This window comes from Variovorax sp. SPNA7 (assembly GCF_033807855.1).
GTDB lineage: Bacteria > Pseudomonadota > Gammaproteobacteria > Burkholderiales > Burkholderiaceae_C > Variovorax > Variovorax beijingensis.
The window spans coordinates 2,500,640-2,518,333 of sequence record NZ_CP138513.1 but is presented as its reverse complement, the minus strand read 5'-3'; the positions used below and the strand labels follow the sequence as shown (position 1 = coordinate 2,518,333).

Annotated in this window: 14 protein-coding genes and 1 pseudogene; 9 read left to right on the top strand and 6 right to left on the bottom strand. The window is 63.9% G+C overall.

What is annotated here, in order from left to right; all coding sequences use genetic code 11:
- Nucleotides 1-5: 5 nt before the first annotated feature.
- The 4 genes from RZE77_RS11655 to RZE77_RS11640 are packed head-to-tail and all read right to left on the bottom strand — an operon-like array spanning nucleotide 6 to nucleotide 3,475.
- Nucleotides 6-1,175 (bottom strand): ABC transporter substrate-binding protein, encoded by a 1,170-nt coding sequence (locus RZE77_RS11655; protein ID WP_319441976.1) that lies wholly within the window; start codon nucleotides 1,173-1,175, stop codon nucleotides 6-8.
- Nucleotides 1,176-1,226: 51 nt separating this feature from the next.
- Nucleotides 1,227-2,288 carry a maleylacetate reductase gene (locus tag RZE77_RS11650; protein ID WP_319441975.1) on the bottom strand — a complete coding sequence of 354 codons (1,062 nt, stop codon included), beginning with the start codon at nucleotides 2,286-2,288 and terminating at the stop codon, nucleotides 1,227-1,229.
- Nucleotides 2,281-2,601 carry a Dabb family protein gene (locus tag RZE77_RS11645; RefSeq protein WP_093082240.1) on the bottom strand — a complete coding sequence of 107 codons (321 nt, stop codon included), beginning with the start codon at nucleotides 2,599-2,601 and terminating at the stop codon, nucleotides 2,281-2,283. Before RZE77_RS11645 ends, RZE77_RS11650 begins: the two co-directional genes overlap by 8 nt.
- 4 nt (nucleotides 2,602-2,605) lie before the next feature.
- On the bottom strand, nucleotides 2,606-3,475 hold the full coding sequence (locus RZE77_RS11640; RefSeq protein WP_319441974.1) for an intradiol ring-cleavage dioxygenase: 870 nt from the start codon (nucleotides 3,473-3,475) through the stop codon (nucleotides 2,606-2,608).
- A 128-nt stretch (nucleotides 3,476-3,603) separates the two neighbouring features.
- On the opposite strand from RZE77_RS11640, the gene RZE77_RS11635 reads away from it, so the two are divergent.
- From RZE77_RS11635 to RZE77_RS11625, 3 genes are all read left to right on the top strand, one after another.
- Complete coding sequence (locus RZE77_RS11635; protein WP_093082245.1) at nucleotides 3,604-4,545, top strand: LysR family transcriptional regulator; 942 nt, start codon at nucleotides 3,604-3,606, stop codon at nucleotides 4,543-4,545.
- Nucleotides 4,546-5,273: 728 nt separating this feature from the next.
- The gene (locus RZE77_RS11630) at nucleotides 5,274-7,013 is read left to right on the top strand and encodes an amidohydrolase (RefSeq protein WP_319441973.1); all 1,740 of its coding nucleotides are present in this window, start codon (nucleotides 5,274-5,276) and stop codon (nucleotides 7,011-7,013) included.
- 15 nt (nucleotides 7,014-7,028) lie between these two features.
- Nucleotides 7,029-7,583 (top strand): hypothetical protein, encoded by a 555-nt coding sequence (locus RZE77_RS11625; protein WP_319441972.1) that lies wholly within the window; start codon nucleotides 7,029-7,031, stop codon nucleotides 7,581-7,583.
- 16 nt (nucleotides 7,584-7,599) lie between these two features.
- Here the strand turns inward: RZE77_RS11625 and RZE77_RS11620 are convergent.
- Nucleotides 7,600-7,737, bottom strand: a pseudogene (locus RZE77_RS11620) (IS110 family transposase); the annotation flags it as partial.
- 349 nt (nucleotides 7,738-8,086) lie between these two features.
- Nucleotides 8,087-9,004 (bottom strand): LysR family transcriptional regulator, encoded by a 918-nt coding sequence (locus tag RZE77_RS11615; protein WP_319441971.1) that lies wholly within the window; start codon nucleotides 9,002-9,004, stop codon nucleotides 8,087-8,089.
- Between the two features lie 71 nt (nucleotides 9,005-9,075).
- Here RZE77_RS11615 and RZE77_RS11610 point away from each other — a divergent pair, with 71 nt between their 5' ends.
- The 6 genes from RZE77_RS11610 to RZE77_RS11585 all read left to right on the top strand — a co-directional run bounded on the left by RZE77_RS11610 (nucleotide 9,076) and on the right by RZE77_RS11585 (nucleotide 17,665).
- Nucleotides 9,076-10,485: an aminotransferase family protein gene (locus RZE77_RS11610; protein ID WP_319441970.1), complete on the top strand. Its 1,410-nt coding sequence runs from the start codon at nucleotides 9,076-9,078 to the stop codon at nucleotides 10,483-10,485.
- Between the two features lie 46 nt (nucleotides 10,486-10,531).
- Entirely contained in the window at nucleotides 10,532-11,509 is a 978-nt protein-coding gene (locus RZE77_RS11605; protein WP_319441969.1) for a Bug family tripartite tricarboxylate transporter substrate binding protein, read from the top strand.
- Nucleotides 11,506-13,824, top strand: a complete 2,319-nt coding sequence (locus RZE77_RS11600; protein WP_319441968.1) for a LamG domain-containing protein — start codon at nucleotides 11,506-11,508, stop codon at nucleotides 13,822-13,824. The genes RZE77_RS11605 and RZE77_RS11600 overlap by 4 nt, the downstream gene beginning before the upstream one ends.
- Nucleotides 13,824-15,875 (top strand): acetoacetate--CoA ligase, encoded by a 2,052-nt coding sequence (locus RZE77_RS11595; RefSeq protein ID WP_319441967.1) that lies wholly within the window; start codon nucleotides 13,824-13,826, stop codon nucleotides 15,873-15,875. The genes RZE77_RS11600 and RZE77_RS11595 overlap by 1 nt, the downstream gene beginning before the upstream one ends.
- A 336-nt stretch (nucleotides 15,876-16,211) precedes the next feature.
- Nucleotides 16,212-16,823, top strand: coding sequence for a type IV toxin-antitoxin system AbiEi family antitoxin domain-containing protein (locus RZE77_RS11590; RefSeq protein ID WP_093082266.1), 612 nt, complete (start codon nucleotides 16,212-16,214; stop codon nucleotides 16,821-16,823).
- Nucleotides 16,820-17,665 (top strand): nucleotidyl transferase AbiEii/AbiGii toxin family protein, encoded by an 846-nt coding sequence (locus tag RZE77_RS11585; RefSeq protein ID WP_319441966.1) that lies wholly within the window; start codon nucleotides 16,820-16,822, stop codon nucleotides 17,663-17,665. Before RZE77_RS11590 ends, RZE77_RS11585 begins: the two co-directional genes overlap by 4 nt.
- Nucleotides 17,666-17,694: the final 29 nt, after the last annotated feature.

Below are 17,694 nucleotides of genomic sequence, written 5' to 3'. Positions count from 1 at the left end.
TCGGCTTACTTCTGCGTGCAGGCCGCGCCGTAGGCGTCGGCGTGGTTGCTCAGCACGAGCGACTCGGTCTTGTTGTAGAGGCGGCCTTTGGAGTCGCGCGAGACGACGCGAACAAAGAAGTCCTGCACCGGAAAGCGATTGGGGCCAAGGCTGAACTTGCCGCGGACCGACTTGAACCTGCTCTCGGCCAGGGCCTTGCGCAGTGCCACAGGATCGTCGGCATTGCCGCCGGCCGCGCGCACCGCGGCGTCGATCATCATGATCGCGTCGTAGCCTTGGGACGCGTAGAAACTCGGCAGGCGACCGTAGGTCTTTTCGAAGCCGGCCACGAACTCGCGGCTGGGCGCGGTGTCGGTGTCGGTTGACCAATGACCGGTGTTGTAGATGCCGAGCATCGCGTCGCCACTGGCGGCGAAGGTGTCCTGGTCAGCGGAGAACTGGCTGGTCAGCAGACGGGTCTTGTCCGAAATGCCTGCGGCGCGGTACTGCTTGGTGAAGTTGATCCCCATGCCCCCGGGCAGGAAGAAGTACACCACGTCGGGCTTCTGTTCGCGCAGGCGCGCGATTTCCACGGCGAAGTCGAGCTGGCCCAGCTTGGGGTAGAGCTCCTCGACCACTTCGCCCTTGAAGAATCGCTTGAAGCCGGTGGTGGCATCGCGGCCGGCCGGATAGTTGGGCGCGACCAGGATCACGCGCTTGTAATCCCTGTCCTGCGCGTATTTGCCTGCAGCCTCGTGCACGGCATCGTTCTGCCAGCTCACGCTGAAGAAGCCGCTGTCGCATTGCGCGCCCGCATACTGCGACGGACCCGCATTCGAGCTGAGATAGACGTTGCCGTTTTCCAGCGCGACAGGCGCCGCCGCCAGCAGGATGTTCGAGTAGATGATGCCCGTGAGCACCTGCACCTTGTCCTTCTTGACCAGCCGCTCGGCGATTTGCTTGGCAGCACCGGGGTTGAACTGGTCGTCCGCGACGATCAGGCGGGTCGGCTGCCCGCCGACCTTTCCGGAGAGCTGCTTGACGGCCAGCTCGATGCCGTCTCGCATGTCGACGCCCGGCACGGCCTGGGCGCCGCTCAGCGTCGTCATGACGCCGATGCGAAGTTCTGCGGCACCAGCCGTGGCCAAGCTGGCGCACGCCATGAGGGAAAGGGCCCAACGGGTAATTCGTTTCATCGCTTTTCTCCTGTAGAAATTTGGTGCTGCATTGCTCACTGGCGCGGCCGGTCAGGGCGCGGGTGGTGCGCCGGACCAAGCGCGCGCCAGTAGCCCGGCAATCGCTTCGCGGCTCAGCGGGCGCGGGTTTGCGTAGGGGCTGGTGAGCGCCAGGTCGGTCACTCGATCGAGGGCCCCGGCGGTCATGCCCAACTCACGCAACGACGTTGGCGCGCCAAGCTCCTTGGCAAGTTCGTGCAGGCCCGAGCTGGCGTCCGGTCGGCCCAGGGCGCGCGCGATGCGGCGCATGGCCACCGGCGCAGCCGGTGCGTTGTAGGCCAGGGTGTGCGGCAGCATCACGGCGTGCGTCTCTGCATGGGGCAGATCCAGGCTGCCGCCGAGCACGTGGCACAGCTTGTGATGCAGCGCCATGCCCGCCTGCCCCAGCACCGTGCCGCACAGCCACGCGCCATACAAGCAGTCGCTGCGCGCCTCGATATCGCTCGGCGCGGCAGCCACGCGCGTCAGACCGGCGGCCAGGGCGCGAATGCCTTCCTCGGCCATGAGATCGAGCACGGGGTTGCCGTCATGTGCGTACAGCCCTTCGGCGGCATGTGCAATCGCATTCAATCCACTGGTGACAGAAAGCGCCACCGGCAGCCCCAGCGTCAACTCGGGGTCGTACACCACGGTGCGAGGCAGCACGCGCGCATCGCGTCCGGTTTTCTTCACGCCGTCTTCCGTCAACCCATAGATGGGCGTCATTTCAGAACCTGCATAGGTGGTCGGAACGGCGACGATCGGCAGACCCATATCGAGCGCGATCCCCTTGGCCAGCCCAATGGTGGAGCCGCCACCGACCGCCACGAGCCCATCGGCGCCGACAGAGGTGGCGTATGCACTCGCCGCGCGCGCCACCTCGACAGGGACATGCATGCGCGCACCGTCGAACACGCCCACGCAGCGCTGTTCCAACAAGGTCGCAGCGGCTTCAGCCAGGTCTCGTTGATGGGGGGTGCACAGCACCAGCGCGCGTTGAATGCCCAGCGCTGCCACTTCGTTCGCGAGGCATGTTCGACTGCCCGCGGCAAATACCACCCGTACAAGCAGGGCGCCGTAGACGAAATCACGCATGGCTCGAAGCCTCGGCAGGAAAGTAGTCGACCTGAAAGCGGGCCACCCTCAAGCCATCGAGTTCGCGCCTGACGCGCAGATGCTCAGGGTGGTCGGCATAGGCCGCCAGTGCTTGCGGCGAATCGAATTCGGTGTACAGGACCACATCACAGGCGTAGTCGACGCCGCTAACATCCAGCCCGACCTCCAAGGCGAGCAGGCCCGGAATCAGCGAGCGCAGGCCTTCGAACTGCTGCTTGACCTTCTCGCGCGTGGCGCGACGTGCATCGGGTGTGTCGCCCGAGACCTTCCACATGACCACGTGCTTGATCATGGAATCAGCCCTGGTGCGTCGGATTGAGCACGAAGTCGAAGTCCAGCGTCGAAAACGGAATATCGAGCAGCTGGCCATTGGGAGCAAGCCCGGCCTCGTGACGAACCCAGTCCACCACAAGGGACGAACGAACGCCGAACACCGCATCCGAGTCGAGATACGGATCGCCAGCGCGGAACACGTGGGTCACGAGGGTTTCGTAACCCGGCGCGCTGATTCGGAAGTGCAGGTGCGCTGGACGCCAAGGATGGCGGCCCAATGCGTCCAGGAGCTGACCAACTGGCCCATCGTGCGGAATCGGATATGGCGTCGCCACGATGCTGAGGAAGTGGTAGCCGCCATCGGCTGCCGAACGAAGCGTGGCACGCGCGCGATGCTCGTCAAATGGCTCGTACTGCACGTCGTATAGGCCCCTGGCATCTGCCTGCCAGATCTCGATCACGGCCCCCGCCACCGGCTCGCCGGCCAGCCCACGGATGCTGCCGCGCACGAAGCACGGCTCGCCCTCGGCGCCGTTCGCTACATCGGTGCCCAACGCCCGCTCAGGTGCGCCTTCGACGTGGAATGGACCGAACACGGTGGCCTCGGTGCAGCCCACGGGCTTGCGATGATTTTGAGCCGCCACCAGCGTCGACAGGCCCAGCGTGTCCGACAGCAGGATGAACTCTTGCCGTGTTGGACTGCAGGCATGGCCGACAGCCGTTAGGAATTCGAGTCCCGCGGCCCATTCGACCTCAGTGAGGTCGACCTCCCGCGCAAAGCAGTGCAGGTGCCGCACCAGACAGGTCATGACCGTCTTCAGACGTTGGTCCGCCGTGTTCGCGTGGCGCGCGATCACCGCTTGGGTGATCGTTGTCTCGTCGAGATTTTGCATTCGTGGGCTCCTGACCTTTCCCCGACAAAAAGTCGTTCACGAAGGTCTGAGCGAATGCTATTAATGACTTAGATGGAAATATATGATGATAATGAAAACTATATTTTCATCCCAAGGAAAGATGGCTCATGAACCACTGGATCGAGTACGAGTTCTTCGTGCGCGTTGTGGAGTTGGGTAGCCTCAGCAAGGCGGCCGAATCCATGGGCCTGTCCAACCCCTCGGCAAGCCGCCAGCTTGCGGCCCTGGAGCGTCGCCTTGGCGCTCGGCTGATCGAACGCAGCACGCGCCGCTTGTTTGTGACAGACGTTGGCCAGGACTTCTACCGCCGCTGCAAAGGCGCACTGGACGACATGCAGGAGGCCGTCGAGGCAGTCAACGTCACGACATCCAATCCGGTGGGCGTCTTGCGCGTGACTGCGTCGCTGTCGCTGTCGCTGCAGCACATCGCTCCCCTGCTGCCGGAATTCACGCAGCGCTACCCAAACCTGCGCGTGGAGGTGGTCGCAGCAAATCGCTACTACGACATCATCGACAACAACATCGACGTGGCGCTGCGCACGCGCGAGTCCGAGCCTGACTCGAGCCTCGTCATCCGAAGCCTGGCAACGACGCGACGCGTACTGGCCGCCTCGCCCGCGTACCTCGATCGCTACGGAGCCCCCGGCGACCCCCATGCACTCGCGAAGCATCCATTGCTGTTGTACACCTACCATGACCCCGACACACTGACCTTCGAGCGAGGCGATGAACGCGTGACGATTGCGACCAAATCCAAACTGGAAGCTAACGATGGGCAGATTTTGCGTGTGGCCAGTGTGCAGGGGCTCGGGATCGTGGTGCAGCCGATGTACGTGGTCTACGACGACTTGGTGGCGGGCCGACTGGTTCCGCTTATGACCGACTGGAAGCTACCCTCGATGTCTGTCAACCTCGTGTATCAGCACCGCCGCCTCGTCCCCGCAAAGACGCGTGCCTTCATCGACTTTCTGGTCGAAGACTTTGAACGACAGGACTACCAGCGGCGCTGGAATTCGATGGCTTGGGGACAGACCAAGCAGGCCGGTTGATAGGCGCAATCGCGTCAAAGGCCGGGTATCCGTTCATTGCGTAGACCAAGGCGGCAACCAATGACGCCAAAGACAGCACGAGCGCCTGCCAGTGGTGCATGTCGACCAACCCATTGCCCAGGACAGCCGTCCGGTCTAGCCGGTGGCGAGCAGATTCCATCAGGCCCGGGAAGGCCTTGCGATTGGCGTGCTGCACGGTGGTGCCGGTGCGCAGCGGCTCGCGATTGCGTTGGATGACAGCCGGCGCTCAAGCTCGGCCACTTATTAGCGCGGCCAATCACGGCGGCGTGCGCTGTCGGCTTTCCAGAGGTCGTCCGTGGCGCTCAAGCCACTCGACACCGATCCGCGCAACGCATTCTCACCACCTGCCCAGAGCTTTGTAATCGGTCCGATGTCGAACGAGATTCTTCCTTTCAGTAGAAGAATCATTTCCAAAATCGACATATATCTGCATTCGAGCGATCACTAGCATCCACCTTGCTCACTTGCATGACCTTGGTCTGCAAGGAAGTCATAGGAGCCCGCAAATGCGAAACCTCGATGAGACCACGATTGCGCATTCGGTGATCGCAGGCTGCGCCAGCCCCGCGAACTGATACCGAAAGATGTCGTGGCACACCGTCGACTCGGAATCCCGCGGGAATTTACTTGATCGAGGCCGAGCGGGCAGTGGGCTTCAGGTTCTCACGGCCTTCTGCCATAGCAGAACCAAGAAAACGAGGGTCAACATGAAAAGCGTTCCATCTTCACTCAGCCTGATCGCCGCCGCGAGCGCTTCAGCAATCCTTGTGGCTGGCTGCGGCGGATCCAGCGGATCCGGCGGATTCAGCGGATTCGGCGGATTCGGCGATGTCGGATCGACGGACACGAATCCCATCACACCCGTATCCGCGGATGCGATCTTCATCAACGGCAAGGTCGTGACCGTGGACAACAATTCGCGTGTCGTGCAAGCCTTCGCCATCAAAGATGGAAAGTTCTTGAGTGTCGGGTCCACCGATGAGATCAAGACGCTTGCGAGTGCGAATACACAGGTGGTGGACCTCAAAGGCCGCACGGTGATACCTGGATTGGCCGACGGTCACTTTCACAGTCCTGGCGGCGGATCGGGCATTGACATTTCTCAAGCCCGATCACTTGCAGATATCTTTGCAAAGATCAGTGACGCTGCCAAGACCGCCACGCCCGGCCAAATTCTTGTCTCGAATTCAGACTGGCACGAAGCCCAGCTCAAAGAGCAGCGCACACCTACCGCCTCGGAGCTGGAAGCCGCAGCACCCGGCATACCAGTGGTGCTTGTCCGAGGGGGGCACAGCTATTTCCTGAACAAGACAGCGCTGGCGAAATGGAACATTACGACCAGTTCGCCTGTGCCAGCTGGGGGCGCAATTCCAAGGGACGCGAATGGCGACCTCACCGGCGAACTGGTCGATACGGCGCGTAATCCCGTTGAGTTGCCGCCGCCCCCACCTGAGACGCAAGCAAGCATCGAGAAGCAGCAGGCTGTGCTCAACTCCTATGGCCTGACGAGCGTCCGCGTCGCGGGCACGAGCGTGGCGGCGTACCGACAACTGCAGCAAGTCAGGGACTCGGGAAGATCAACCGTGCGTTACAGCGTTCTCTTCCGCGGTGTGAGTCCGGATGCCTTGGCGTCCCAGGGAATCAAGCAGGGCGAGGGCGATAGCCTGGTGAGTGTCTGGGGCATCAAAATGGCCGTCGACGGTGGCTTTGAAGGCGCCCACACGACCCAGGCGTATGCCGAGCCGATGGGGCAAGGCGGAACTTACTTCGGGTTAGCGACCATGCCGCAGGCGGCATTCAATGACTCTGTCATTGCCTTCAACAACGCCGGCTGGCGCGTGGCAACACACGCCGTTGGCGATGCCGCAATCGACCAGGTACTTGAGGGCTATGAGAAGGCCAGCGCAGCCAAGGACATTCGGCAGACCGGTTGGACCATCGAACATGCGGCGATCATGCGCCCTGATCAATTGCCGAAGCTCAAGGCACTGAATCTGCGCATGTCCGTCCAGGATCACCTGTATCTTGTAGCGCCGATTCTTAAGAATTATCTTGGCGTTGATCGATATTCGCAGTATTCGCCGATCAGAACTTACCTTGACGCAGGCCTTCTGGTCGCAGGGGGAACGGATGCTCCGGTGATCCCCATCAATCCGTTCTGGGGGCTCTACCATCTCGTGTCGCGCGACTCCATCTCGGGCGGCGTCGCCGGCGCAAATCAGGCAACCAGTCGCGAAGAAGCGTTGCGTGTTCTCACACTCAACAACGCCAAACTCACCGACGAAGCAGATATCAAGGGATCCATCGAGCCGGCGAAACTCGCTGACTTCGTGGTTATATCCGGTGACATCATGACGATTCCGACCGGTGAAATCGAGGATCTCAAAGCGCTTGAAACCTATGTCGGTGGCAAGCGCGTGTACCAGGATTCAAGTACTCCCCTTTAGTTCTTTGAACCCTCGATGATTCAACTACGACTCAGACTGAGAGCCACTTCGGCAGCGTTGCTCACTGCGGCGCTGTCGTTGCTGGCCACCCCTTCGTTGGCGCAGCGCTCTCGCGATGTGCATGAGCACGGTGCTGCCAGAGAATTGAAAGCGTCCGATTTCTCAGGCGCGCCGCGCGACTTGGTCTTGTGGGGTGACCTCGCTCGCGCAGGGTTAACCAGGAAGAACGGTCAATACAAGTTGACCTTTATGCCTGCGAAGATTCGCGAGCTTCACGGCAAGTCGGTCACCTTGGTCGGCTATATGACCGCGATTTCCGGTGGCAAGCGTCACACCCGATTCCTGCTAAGTGCGCAGCCCTTGTTGTGCGACGAGTGCCACGCCATGAATTCACCGACCACCACGGCGGAGATCAATGCGCTGAGGCCGCAAAGTCAAACCGACGAACCGCTGACGATTCGAGGCACGATGGAAATTGTTGACGACAATCCCAATGGACTGGTTTACCGGATCAACAACGCGAAGGTTTTGTCGCGAGCAAGAACAAAAAATTCCCGTTCGACGTCCTGAGCAACCGTATTAAAAGTTAAGAAGCGTGGAGCGATTCCTCCCAGTGTTTTCCGGACTTCGCAATGGCGTTGAGCGTGGTCAGCAGCTTGCGCATGGCCGCCACCAGGGCGACCTTCCGGGCCAAGCGTCCCGAATCCCCATAGGCCCGTAGCCTTCCCGTCCGCAGCAGAGCATTCCGCGGTTTCCTCCTTAGAGGCTTGTCCAACACCTGCCCTCAGGCACTGTCGTGCGCGGGCTCGCAATGTTGGCACGGACAGGTGTCGGACAACCCTTAACCACTGTCGGCGTTCAGCCGCCAAAATTGTCTTCCGAAAGGCTGTCGTTCAACGATTGGACGACCTCTTCTCTCGATCTTGACGAAACGCGGCGAAGCTTTGTTGGGCAACCTTTGTGCGCTTTTTGACGAGCTCGGCGCATGGGAGCGGTCCCTCGGATATGAAGCGTCGCAGAACTTTGGCCTCGGATTGCAAGGGCCATGGGGTGCGCCTTGGTGGTTTGGCTTCTTAGCGCGATGGCTTGAATCCGGAAAGGGCAAACATCCGCGCCTTGAGCGCTTGAATGAAGGCCGTCACGCGCGCGGGACGGTAGATGCCTGGAGGCAGCGCGACATGAATGGCGATGGGTTCGAGCCACCAATTCGCCAGCACCCGTTGCACCCGACCGGTCTTGAGGTCTTCTTGGCACATCCAGGGGGCCGCCGCGCCGATGCCCGATCCGTTGAGGATCGCGCGGTAGCTCGACAGCAGGCTGTCGGTCTGGATCGGGGTGTCAAGCATCACCATGCGGGGGCGGCCCAATCGATCCAGCATGCGCACGTTGCCGGTCACATAGGGCACGAGTCCGACGCAAGGCAACTGCGGAAGACGTGCGATGCTGATGGGCCCGAGCCTCTCGAGCAGTTCGGGCGTAGCGATCAGCACGCGCTCCATCGTGCCGAGCTTGCGGCTCACCAATCCGGGATCGCGTACCTCCCCCACGCAGACCCAGCAATCCGCGCCCCATGCAGTCAGGTCGAGCACCCGATCGGTCAGCGTGAGTTCGATGCGTAAAGCAGGATGCGCCGCGCGCAGATCGGTCACCGCGTCGGTCAGGAAGCCCGTCCCGTACCCCGAAGGCCCGATCACGCGCAGCGTGCCTTCAGGCCGGCTTTGCCCGCCCTTCAGACGCTGCGACAGGCCTGACCATCGGTCCCCGAGGTCACGGGCCTCGGCAAGCAGCGAGCGTCCTTCGTCGGTGAGCGAAAAGCTCGCGGTCGTGCGCAGCGCCAGCTTGCAGCCGAGCAGCCGCTCCAGCTCGAGCAGTCGACGACTGACCGTGGGCTGCGTCGTGCCCAGCAGCCGCGCCGCCTTGCTGAGTGATCCGCTCTCGCCGATCTTCTGGAACGTGTCGAGCAGGTCGAGCCGGTCATGTACGTGCTTCATACGCCGAACGTATAGCACTTCATCGCTCCATGCGTCTAGCGGAAAGTGACTGTGGTTCGTATCGTCGGGCCATGAACACTTCGAACTCCCCCACGGCCGGCATCGCCCGGATCGGCGACGAGCCCAAAGGCGGCTCCGTCCTCGGCTTCTACGCACCCAAGGGGTCGGCCCGTCCGCCGCGCGTCGCCCGCGGCGAAGGCGTCTTTCTGTGGGACGCGAACGGCAAGCGGTATCTCGACGCAACGGCCGGCGCCGTCGTCGCGAACATCGGCCACGGCAATCCGCGCGTGCTGGCCGCGATGACCGAACAGGCCTCGAAGGTGACCTTCGCGTACCCGCGCTTTTTCGAGAGCGAGCACAACATCGCGCTGGCCGACAGCGTCTGCGCACTCGCGGGCGACGGCTTCGATCGCGCATTCTTCGTCTCGGGCGGATCGGAGGCCAACGAGGCCGCGATCAAGCTCGCGCGCCAATACGCGGTCGTGACCGGCCAGGGCAGCCGCGCGAAGGTGATCTCGCGTGATCCGAGCTACCACGGCTCGACGCTCGGCGCGCTCGCGGTTACGGGCGATGCCAACACGCTCAACCTGTATGGCCCGATGGTTCGTGCCATGCCCAAGGTGCCGGCGCCCTTGTCGTATCGCATCCCCGATGGCCACACGGTGGAGTCGCACGAGCAGGCGTGCGCCGACGCTCTCGAGCAGACGATCCTGCGCGAAGGCCCGAACACGGTGCTGGCGTTCATCCTCGAACCCATCGGCGGCCTCTCGACCGGCGCGGTGGTCTCCTCGGCGGCGTACTTCCGGCGCGTGCGCGAGATCTGCGACCACTACGGCGTGCTGGTGATCTTCGACGAAATCATGAGCGGCGCCGGCCGCACCGGTGCCTTCCTCGCCGCGCACCACTGGGAGGGCGCGCGCCCCGACCTCGTGACGCTCGCCAAGGGCCTGGCCGCCGGCTACACGCCGCTGGGTTGCCTGCTTGCCCCCAACCGGATGGTCGATGCGATCGCAGGCGCCGGAGGCTTCGTGCACGGCCACACCTACTTCACGAATCCGCTGTCGTGTGCGGTGGCGCGCGCGGTTGTCGACGAGGTCGTGCGGCAAGACCTTGTGACCCGCGCACGTGACAGGGGTGAACTGCTGATGGCACGCCTGCGCGACATCGCCTCGCGATCGCCGATCGTCGGCGACGTGCGCGGCAAGGGCCTTCTGACAGCCATCGAGATCGTCTCGGACAAGGCCAACCGCAGCCAGCTGCCGGTCGCCTTCAACGCGCCCGCGCGGTTGACAGAGCACGGGTTGAAGCATGGCATCGCGCTCTACAACCGCCGAGCCAACCTCGGCGCCTTCGGCGATTTCCAGATGATCACGCCGCCGCTCACGATCACGGAAACGGAGATCGACGAGTTGGCCGACCTGCTCGAAAAGTCGCTGGCCGATCTCGCCGACGAGATCGCGCGCAAGGGCCTCGCGCACTGAACCCGGCGACCGCACCGATTTCGCAACCCACCCAGGAAAGCCTCCGATGAAGCTCCCGTTCACTCTCAAGGTCACGTTCGCCTGTACCGCGCTGGCCTTCGCAGCCGCGGCCACGGCACAGATCAACACCGCACACGGCCCGCTGAAGCTCATCGTCGGCTACCCGGCCGGCGGCTCGGCCGACGTGCAGGCGCGCACGCTCGCCGACAAGCTGGCCGCCGAGCTTGGCACGGTTGTCGTCGTCGACAACCGCACCGGTGCGGGCGGCGCGATCGCGGCCGACTACGTTCGCACGGCGCCGGCGGATGGACTCACCGTGCTGCTGGCCAACATGCACATGATGGTTATGCTGCCACTGACCACGAAGTCGGTGCGCTACGACGCCGTCAAGGACTTCAAGCCCGTCGGCCGCATCGCGAGCTTCTACGAAGGCATCGCGGTGCCCGCCGAGCTGCAGGCCAAGGATGTGAAGCAGTGGCTCGACATCGCCACTCGGGACCCGAAGAAGGCGAACTACGGCGTGCCCGCACCGGGCAGCGTCTCGCAGTTCATGGGCTATCGCCTCGGCAGCGACGCCAAGGCCGGCCTCGTCGCCGCGCCCTACCGAGGCGCAGCGCCGCTGGTGCAGGACCTGCTCGGCAACCAGATCTCGGCCGGCATCATGCCCATTGCCGACCTTGTCGCGCATCAGCAGTCGGGCAAGCTCAAGGTGCTGGCAGTGAACGGCACCCGGCGTGCAGCCTTGCTGCCCGACGTGCCGACGCTCAAGGAACTCGGCCAGCCGCACTTCGACAACCTGGAATGGACCGGCCTCTTCGTGCCGGCGGGCACGCCGCGGCCCATCGTCGACCAGCTGAATGCGGCACTCGGCAAGGCACTGGCCAACAAGGACGTGCAGGAACGGCTGCTGAAGCTCAGCAGCGACCCGAATCCGAGCACGCCGGAAGAACTCTCGGCCCTCATCGCCGACGACATCAAGCGATGGGGGCCGGCGGTGAAGGCCTCGGGATTCACATCGGAATGACGGCGACCGCCTTGCACCCGATCCCGCCGCACAAACCGCTGCAGCTGCCCGGCCTCCATGGCTACGCCGATGCCAAGACCGTGGCGGCGGGTGAACTCGTCCGCTTCCACGTCAGCAGTGACGTGCCTTACGAATTCGCGGTCTGCCGGCTGGGCAGCGACGTCGAAGGACGCAGCGACGACGTGGCGCTCGAAGCGTTCGCGCCCTATCAGGCGCGCGTTCAGCCGATCCATCCCGGCTCCTACGTGCATGTGGAACGCGGCTTGCCAGCCGGCCTGCCGCTGCGCGGATTGAGCTTCGAATGCTGGATCAAGCCCTGGACCGTCGATGTCAGGCAGACCATCGTCAGCCAGCACGACGACGACGACGCGCAGCGCGGCTTTGCGTTCTTCATCGAACCCGGCGGCGCACTGTCGTTCCACCTGGGAGACAACGCCGCGCCTTCGCACGGCCGGCTCGCGGCGCGCCGTTGGCAGCACGTTGCCGCCACGTGGGACGGTGAGTTCGCAACGCTGTGGATCGATGGGGGGTGCGTGGCGCAGTGGCCCGCACGGCAGGCCGTCGAGCCCGCAGCCGCGCCGCTGCGGCTCGGCGCCAGCGCCATCGACGGCCTGGCCGACCTGTTCCTCGAAGCCGACCTCGTCATGCCTGCGTTGTACGACCGGGCGCTGTCGGGCAGCGAGATCGCCGCCCGACACGGACAACGCGGATTGCAGATCGCAACGGGCCGCTCGGTGCTCGCCTGCTGGCCCCTTCGGGAAGAGCGCGGCGCGCAAGTGGCCGATGCCAGTGGGCACCAGCGCACCGGCCGCATCGTCAACCACGCGACCTGGATGATCGTCGGCCCGGCCTTCGAACCCGGCAAGGTCGGCCAGTACGAAGAAGACGAATCGCCCTACGACCCGCTGCACGATCCGACGCGCGGGCACGGCCTGCGTTTCGCCGGCGACGATCTCTACGACTGCCGCTGGGATGCGGTGCACGCATTCCGCGTTCCCGACGACTCTAGGTCCGGCGTCTACGTCGGCCGCGCGCGCTTCGATATCGAGGGCCGCAAGGCGGACTACGACATCACCTTCATCGTGCGCAAGCCCGCGCACGTGGCACCTGCCCCCATCCTCGTGCTGTGCGCCGTCAACAGCTGGCTCGCCTACGCCACCACGCCCTTCGCGAAGAACGTGGTCGACGATCCGGTGTGGCCGCGCCGCTCGGAGGGCCTGGAGAACAGCCATCCCGACGCGCCGGCCTACAGCAGCTACGTCTACCACCGCCACGGCCAGCCCTGCTACCAGGTCGGCCTGCGCATGCCCTGGCCCAATGCCAGCCCCAATGCGCTCTACGACCCAGCCGAGAGCGGTTTCAGCCAGTGGACGCGGCTCGAACGCCATCTGCACGTGTGGCTCGACAAGCAGGGCTACGACTACGACGTGATCGGCGACATCGACCTGCACCGCGATCCGTCGCTGCTCGCGCGCTACAAGACCGTCGTCGTCAACGGTCACAGCGAATATTGGTCGCTGCCGGGCGTGGAGGCACTCGACGATTTCCTGAAGCGCGGGGGCAGCGCGGTCGTGCTGTCGGGCAACACCATGTACCTGCGCGTGAGCTACGACGAAGACTTCACCGTCATGGAGCAGCGCAAGGTCAACGGGCCCGATCACGACGACACCAGGTCGCCCGTGGGCCCGCCGGCCGGCGCATTCGGCGAGCAGTACCACAGCCAGGACTGGGCGCGCGGCGGACGGCTCAAGGCATCGGGCCGGCCGGCCGGCGAGATCATCGGCCTTGAGACTGCGGGCTGGGCCTTCGCCGACGGCGATGACTTCGGCGTCTATCACGTCGAGCTGCCGGCGCATGGGCTCTTCAACGAGCCGCAGCCGCTGGGTCTCGGCAAGGGAGACACCTTCGGCCACGCACCCGGCGGCGGGCTGCCGCGCGCCATCGGACACGAGTGGGACCTGACCCTTTCAACCCTCGCGAAGATGACGAAGTGCGCCCCCCCCGGTGCTTCCCTTCCCTTCGCACAAGAAGGCATCGAGGTCATCGCCAAGGGCATCCGGCGCGTGCCGGGCAAGTTGGACGCGTACCTCGACTACTACTCGAGACCCACCGAATCGCTCGACGGACTGTCGGCCGAAATGATCTATTGGGAGCGGCCACAGGGCGGGCGCGTGTTTCATGCAGGCGCCGTCGGTGCGGCCTGGGTGATCGGCAGCGACCCGCTCTTCGGACAACTGCTCGGCAACGTGCTGCATCGTTTCGGCATAGCCCCCAGAAATTCCATGCAAGCACCTACCGGCAAGACGGCAACGTGATGGCCACACATCCAGAAATCACAGCTCACACGGCGCTCGATGCGCTCCTGTGGACGCCTTCACCAGACCGCAAGGCACGGGCCCTGATCACCCACTTCGAGGCCTGGGTGGATCGCGAACGCGGTCTTCGTTTCGAGAACTACGAGGCGCTGTGGCAATGGTCGGTGACCGACCTGGAGGGCTTCTGGAGTGCCGTCCTGGCCTTCTTCGAGCTTCCGTTGCGAACGTCGTACGCGCGCATCCTGTCCTGCGACGACATGCCGGGCGCCCGATGGTTCGAAGGCGCCCAGCTCAATCTGGTCGACCAGGTGTTCCGCCACGCGCACCTGGCCTCGCCCGCCATCGTTTTTGAAAGCGAAGCCTCGGGCACCGGCACCGTGAGCTGGGACGAGCTTCGGTGCCAAGTGGCATCGGTGGCTCAAGCCCTGCGCGAGTTGGGCGTGCAGCAAGGTGACCGCGTGGCCGGCTACCTTCCCAACATTCCCCAGGCGGTCGTTGCGTTCCTGGCCGCTGCCAGCCTGGGTGCGGTGTGGTCTCTGTGCGCGCCGGACATGGGGCCGGTCAGCGTGGGAGACCGGCTCCGCCAGATCGAGCCCAAGGTGCTGGTCGCGGTGGACGGCTATCGCTTCGGCAGCAAGGCGTTCGACCGCCGCGGCGCACTGGACGAGATTCTGCGCGAGCTGCCGACGGTCACCGGCATCCTCTGGATCGCGCATCTCGACGCGGCAGCGCATCCACCCGTGCAGGCCGCGAGCCGCACAACGATGCACTGGCAGGACGCCATCGCGCGCGAGGCGGCCTGGCAACCGGCGGCGCTCCCGGCGGAGCACCCACTGTGGATCCTTTACTCGTCGGGAACGACGGGGCTGCCCAAGGCGATCGTCCACGGCCACGGCGGCGTGCTCGCGAACGGCATGGTGAACATGATCCTGCACGGCGACCTGCACCCGGGCGAGCGCGTCTTCTGGGCCGCCAACACGTCGTGGATGGTGTGGAACGCACACGTCATGGGGCTGCTGGGGGGCGCCACCCTCGTGCTGTACGACGGCGCCGTGACTGGTGGCGGTGCCGAGCCCGACTGGGGCTACCTGTGGAAGCTGGCGGGGCGACTGGGCGTTCACGTGTTCGGCGCGGGCGCCGCGATCCATCACGCCTGTCTCAAGGCCGGCATCGTGCCGCACGACATCGCAGATCTGCGGCAGTTGCACACGGTGTCATCCACCGGATCTCCTCTGTCACCCGAGGCTTGCGAGTGGCTGTACAGCGCCGTCAAACCCGATCTCTGGCTCAACATCGTTTCGGGCGGAACGGACATTGCCGGTGGCTTCCTGGTAGGGCTCCCCACCCTGCCGGTCTACACAGGCGAGATGCAATGCCGCACCTTGGGCGCGTGTGTGCAAGCCTGGAACGATGCCGGGCAGCCCGTGATGGACGAGGTGGGGGAACTGGTGTGCACAAGGCCCTTGCCTTCGATGCCGCTGTACTTCTGGGGAGACGCGGGAAATCGGCGCTACCTGGAGAGCTACTTCGAGAACTTCAAGGACAGCCAGGGCCGCAACGTCTGGCGCCATGGCGACTGGCTGCGACTGGCGCCGCGGCCGCAAGCGACGGCGGGCGTGATCTACGGCCGTTCAGACGCCACCATCAATCGCCAGGGTGTGCGCATGGGAACCTCCGAGCTGTACCGGGTCGTACAGGGCATCACCGAAGTGCTGGACAGCCTGGTCGTGGACCTGGAGTACCTCGGGCGCGAGTCGTACATGGCGCTGTTCGTTCAGCTGCAGCCCGGCATTCAGCTGAGCGCGCCGCTGGAGCAATACATCCGGCAGGCCTTGCGTACAGGCTTGTCAGCACGACACGTGCCCAACGAGATCATCCAGGTGAGCACGATCCCCAAGACCATCACCGGTAAGAAACTGGAGTTGCCCGTCAAGAAGCTCCTACTGGGCCACGCGCTCGAGAAGGTCGTGAGCCGCGATGCGCTGGCGGAGCCTGGGAGCATCGACTGGTACGTGGATTTCGCCCAAAGGTACCGCCGCCGCATAGGCTGATGCGGGTATGTGAGGCTCCGCTCGCCGCCCGGCACGAAGCCCTGGGCAAGGTTTGGGATAGATCTGACCGGACTGGCGCGTTATCACTATCGTGCCGGAATGCCGGAATGCCGTCGTCGACGACCGTCGGCTCGTGGCCGACTGAAGTCGGACGCTCCACCGTGCGAACGGAGGTCGCCCGTCCCCGTCGCAGTTCGCCGCCCCCTCCGGCGCTACTCTCGGAACCAAATCTTTAGCGTCACATAGACCGCATAGCTGTGAGGCGCGCGTAGTCACTCGTGTTGCATTTTTTCTTCTTTTGTTGACAAATGACTAGCAAATGCAACAAACTCCAGCATGCTCTCTATTTCGACACGCGAACAAGCCGTCCTGGCGCTGGCTAAAAAGCGGCCGTTGCTGCGCGCGCGGGATCTAGCCGAGCACGGCCTCCCCACGATGGCACTCAGCCGACTGGTCGCCGCAGGCCGGCTCGAACGAGTCGCCCGAGGCGTCTACAGCCTGCCGGGACGCACGCTCAGCGAGCACCGCTCACTGGCAGAGGTCGCCCTTCGCGTGCCGCAGGGCATCGTCTGTCTGCTGTCAGCGCTGCGCGTCCATGGAATCGGCACGCAAGCGCCGTTTGAAGTGTGGATCGCGATTCCTCACAACTCGCCAACACCCAAGCTCGACCAGCCTTCGCTACGCGCCATCCGCATGTCCGGCCCCGCACTGTCCGAAGGCGTTGAACCCATGCAGATCGATGGTGTACACGTTCCGGTCTTCAACGCAGCCAAGACCATTGCCGACTGCTTCAAATTTCGCAACAAAATCGGCCTGGACGTCGCGCTAGAAGCGCTACGCGACGGATGGACACAGCGCAAAGTAACAGTTGACGCGCTCTGGCATTACGCCACGATCGACCGCGTATCCAATGTGATACGCCCCTACCTCGAAAGCGTCACCACGTGAGCCGCAACATCGCAGCCTCCATCCGCGCCCGCTTGAAGCAACAGGCGGATGCCAAGAAGCAGGACTTCAACCTGACGCTCACCCGCTATGGCCTTGAGCGCCTGCTGTACCGGTTGTCCATCTCGGACCATGCCCCCAACTACCTGCTCAAGGGTGCACTGCTGTTTTCGCTCTGGTACGACCAGCCACATCGGCCCACCCGCGATGCCGACCTGTTGGGGTTCGGTCCAGACGACGTCGAATCGGCGGTGAACGCATTTCGCGAAATCTGCCGGATTGCAGTGGAAGATGGAATCACCTTCGATGACGCGTCAGTGCAAGGGGCAGTCATTCGCAAGGAGACCGGCTACGGAGGCGTGCGAATTGACCTGAGAGCGATGCTGGACGGCGCGCGCATCGCGCTGCAGGTGGACATCGGCTTCGGCGATGCTGTAACACCAGCAGCGGAAGCCATCAGCTATCCGGTCCTGCTTGACGACTTGCCCGCCCCGCAGTTGCGCAGCTATCCCAAGTACACCGTGGTGGCTGAAAAGTTCCATGCGGTCTGCCTCCTGGGAATGACCAACACCCGGATGAAGGACTACTTCGATCTCTGGGTGCTAATGACCGAAGGGACGCTGGACCCCGCTGAACTGCAGCGTGCCATTGCAGCCACATTCGAACGCCGGAAACTCGCGATGCCCAGCGGCCTTCCTACCGGGTTGAGCGACAGCTTTTCTGGTGACGCAACGAAGAAGGCGCAATGGGCCGCCTTCTTGAAGAAGAACCGGCTCGATGCGATGGATCTGGCAGACGTCGTGGCTCGGTTGCGAGAGGAATTCCAGAAGCTCGGCATCCCCTGACTTGCGCCGATCATTGGCCCGAAACTTGG

What these genes read in the sequence shown, in the direction of transcription:
- RZE77_RS11635 (WP_093082245.1), top strand. Translation starts at nt 3,604, where the DNA reads ATGAACCACTGGATCGAGTACGAGTTCTTCGTGCGCGTTGTGGAGTTG.
- RZE77_RS11615 (WP_319441971.1), bottom strand. Translation starts at nt 9,004, where the DNA reads ATGAAGCACGTACATGACCGGCTCGACCTGCTCGACACGTTCCAGAAG.
- RZE77_RS11645 (WP_093082240.1), bottom strand. Translation starts at nt 2,601, where the DNA reads ATGATCAAGCACGTGGTCATGTGGAAGGTCTCGGGCGACACACCCGAT.
- RZE77_RS11650 (WP_319441975.1), bottom strand. Translation starts at nt 2,288, where the DNA reads ATGCGTGATTTCGTCTACGGCGCCCTGCTTGTACGGGTGGTATTTGCC.
- RZE77_RS11595 (WP_319441967.1), top strand. Translation starts at nt 13,824, where the DNA reads ATGGCCACACATCCAGAAATCACAGCTCACACGGCGCTCGATGCGCTC.
- RZE77_RS11590 (WP_093082266.1), top strand. Translation starts at nt 16,212, where the DNA reads ATGCTCTCTATTTCGACACGCGAACAAGCCGTCCTGGCGCTGGCTAAA.
- RZE77_RS11600 (WP_319441968.1), top strand. Translation starts at nt 11,506, where the DNA reads ATGACGGCGACCGCCTTGCACCCGATCCCGCCGCACAAACCGCTGCAG.
- RZE77_RS11610 (WP_319441970.1), top strand. Translation starts at nt 9,076, where the DNA reads ATGAACACTTCGAACTCCCCCACGGCCGGCATCGCCCGGATCGGCGAC.
- RZE77_RS11605 (WP_319441969.1), top strand. Translation starts at nt 10,532, where the DNA reads ATGAAGCTCCCGTTCACTCTCAAGGTCACGTTCGCCTGTACCGCGCTG.
- RZE77_RS11625 (WP_319441972.1), top strand. Translation starts at nt 7,029, where the DNA reads ATGATTCAACTACGACTCAGACTGAGAGCCACTTCGGCAGCGTTGCTC.
- RZE77_RS11630 (WP_319441973.1), top strand. Translation starts at nt 5,274, where the DNA reads ATGAAAAGCGTTCCATCTTCACTCAGCCTGATCGCCGCCGCGAGCGCT.
- RZE77_RS11655 (WP_319441976.1), bottom strand. Translation starts at nt 1,175, where the DNA reads ATGAAACGAATTACCCGTTGGGCCCTTTCCCTCATGGCGTGCGCCAGC.
- RZE77_RS11640 (WP_319441974.1), bottom strand. Translation starts at nt 3,475, where the DNA reads ATGCAAAATCTCGACGAGACAACGATCACCCAAGCGGTGATCGCGCGC.